We start from the raw sequence: 2,511 nt of genomic DNA on the forward strand, positions 1-2,511 counted from the left end.
TCGCCTGTCTGTGCGTTCAGCATGGTGTAAAGTGCTTCGGCCTGATCGTGCAGGTGCTCACAGCAGCCGGCAGCCTCATCCAGATCCATCTGTTCGAGCCGCTCGAGGAGGAGGAGTGTCTGTGAGCGGATAAATTTGGCCATGTTGAGGGCGGCGGATTCCTGTCTGGTCACTGGTGATTTTCCCCGTCTGGTGATGATTTTTGCGTGAAAAGAGCATGCCGTCATTCTGGTGCATAGTCATGCATGCCGTTAAAATTTAACAGGAGCGTTTCTGGCGGGTTCCGGGGTGGTTTGTTGTGGTTTTTGGTCATGGTTCCGTCAGAAAAGCGCTGAGTGCGTCTGAGGCGGTGCGGGCAACGGATGTTATGGTAAATTCTTGGGGGGCTTGATTATAAAAACCGCACTTCCTCTAATGTCTTGTGCTTTTTAGACAACCCTGGAAGCTTTTAGCTTTGGTGGTGCAATTTGCTGGGATTTTGGCGGAGAACCCCAGGTAAAGAAAAAGGCCACATTAGCGGCCTTTTTCGGAGAAGATGCTCAGTGCGGAATTTCGGAGACTTCTTTAACGTCGGTTTTATTGATCTGCTGTTTGACACCATTCGCGTCTGTATAGCCAAGCAGGCCTGAGTCTGATTCTTTAGGTTTGCCGTCGCTGACAATAGTGCGCCCGTCATTGGTGTGTATGGCATAGCTTGTGCGCGTGCAGCCGGTGAGGGCTGAAAGCGCAACTGCCGCTGCGAACACGGAAACAAAAATCTTTTTCAAAGCCAGCTCCTTTTATCCATATCAGTTTTGGTCACTAACCATCTAACTATAGGTCATTTTTTATGTGAAAAGAGGCTTGATGGTGGGCTGCATATCGAGTTAGGTGCGAGGTGTTATGGTTAAAGTGTGGTGTCTGGCGGGGAGGGGGCAGTGCGGGCTTATATCTGATGTAATCCGACCGATACATATACCAAGATGATTTAAGTATTCCTCTTTGTGAGGTTGGATGTCTAATTTATAAAAGGATCTTCTTGAGATCCTTTTTTTTCGCGCGTAATCTCTTGCCCTGTAAACGAAAAAACCACCCGGCAAGGTGGTTTTTCGAAGGTTCAGCAAACCGGCAAGTTTCTGAACCGTGGTAACAGGGTGTACAAGACCGCTGCCACCAAATTTGTCCTTCTAGTGTAGCCGCAGTCAGGCGTCAACTTCAAGAACTCTGCACCAGTAATCTTGTATACCCCTTACCAGTGGCCGCTGCCAGTGGCGTTTTTACGTGTCTTTCCGGGTTGGACTCAAGACGATAGTTACCGGATAAGGCGCAGCAGTCGGACTGAACGGGGGGTTCGTGCATACAGTCCATCCTGGAGCGAACTGCCTTCCCGGAACCGAGTGTCAGGCGTGGAATGAGAAACCGCGGCCATAACAGCGGAGTGACACCGGTAAACCGAAAGGCAGGAATGCGGGGGAGCACGAGGGAGCCATCAGGGGGAAACGCCTGGTATCTTTAAGCCGCATCGGGTTTCGCCACCACTGATTTGAGCGTCAGATTTCGTGATGCTCGTCAGGGGGGCGGAGCCTATGGAAAAACGGCTTCGGCGCGGCCTTATGCCTTCTTCGCTAAGTATCTTCCTGGCATCCCCTAGCTGGCATCCCCTAGGAAATTTCTGCTCCACCCGTAAGCCCGTACCGCTCGCCGCAGCCGAACGACCGAGCGCAGCGAGTGAGTGAGCGAGGAAGCGGAATATATCCTGTATTACATTTTCTCCTGACGCGTTTTCTTTCATTTTCTGCGCCTGTCTTATGTAGCAGTTATGCTATGCGTTACTGCGGTGTTACATTTTAGCCAGTATACACTCCGCTAGCGCTGAGTGACTGGTCCGGCGCTGCGCCCGGAACCCGCCTGTACCGGTTCAGCAGCCGTTCCGGGCTGACTGCAATTTTTTTATTTTCCTGCCCGCTACCCTGTAAACCTTTCTTCTGCGTTGCCGTTAACAGGAGGTAAGCCATGTTTGGTTTTTCTTCCGGAGACCTGATGACTCTTGATGATGAGCGACACCTGTTTGTGTCTGTTGTTTCGGGCTGGCTCCGGCGTGCCGGGGGGATGCCGGAGCCATGATGCTGGATGCATACCGGCAGATTTTGTCTGAAACTGAACCGGCCGTAAGGACGGTCATGCTCGAATTTCTTGAATCCGTTCGCATTCATTACATTTCGTCCTGAGCATTTTCTGTATTTCTGTCCATACTTAAACGAGGCGGCCGTCACGGACGATGGTCGTCGTTGCATGATGCTGTTATGGATGAGTGAAAGTAATCTAATCTAACTTGACTTACCTTCCGGGCAGCTCCCCGGTTTTTTTTTGCCTGTTCCCGGGGAACCACTCAGGACAGGATGTGTATTTGTAATACCGCGCACGCGCCGGCATCACAAATACCCAGGTCAGGGCTGCGCCCCGACACCCCGCCATCGCCTCACGGCCGCGCACTGAATTGCGCACCCGTTCACCGATTTTCACGCATCTTCC

3 protein-coding genes are annotated in these 2,511 nt (G+C 51.8%); all 3 read right to left on the minus strand.

All coding sequences use genetic code 11. The annotated features are described in order from the left end of the window. Positions 1-173, minus strand: a 173-nt coding sequence (locus ACQG0S_RS24480; RefSeq protein WP_426751011.1) for a Rop family plasmid primer RNA-binding protein, incomplete at its 3' end; no start/stop codon positions are given. A gap of 366 nt (positions 174-539) precedes the next feature. Beyond that, positions 540-767, minus strand: a complete 228-nt coding sequence (locus ACQG0S_RS24485) for a YgdI/YgdR family lipoprotein (protein WP_021243043.1) — start codon at positions 765-767, stop codon at positions 540-542. 427 nt (positions 768-1,194) lie between these two features. Continuing rightward, complete coding sequence (locus ACQG0S_RS24490; RefSeq protein WP_032610644.1) at positions 1,195-1,338, minus strand: hypothetical protein; 144 nt, start codon at positions 1,336-1,338, stop codon at positions 1,195-1,197. Positions 1,339-2,511: the final 1,173 nt, after the last annotated feature.

The organism is Enterobacter cloacae complex sp. 418I7 (assembly GCF_050030705.1).
GTDB classification, from domain to species: Bacteria; Pseudomonadota; Gammaproteobacteria; order Enterobacterales; family Enterobacteriaceae; genus Enterobacter; species Enterobacter intestinihominis.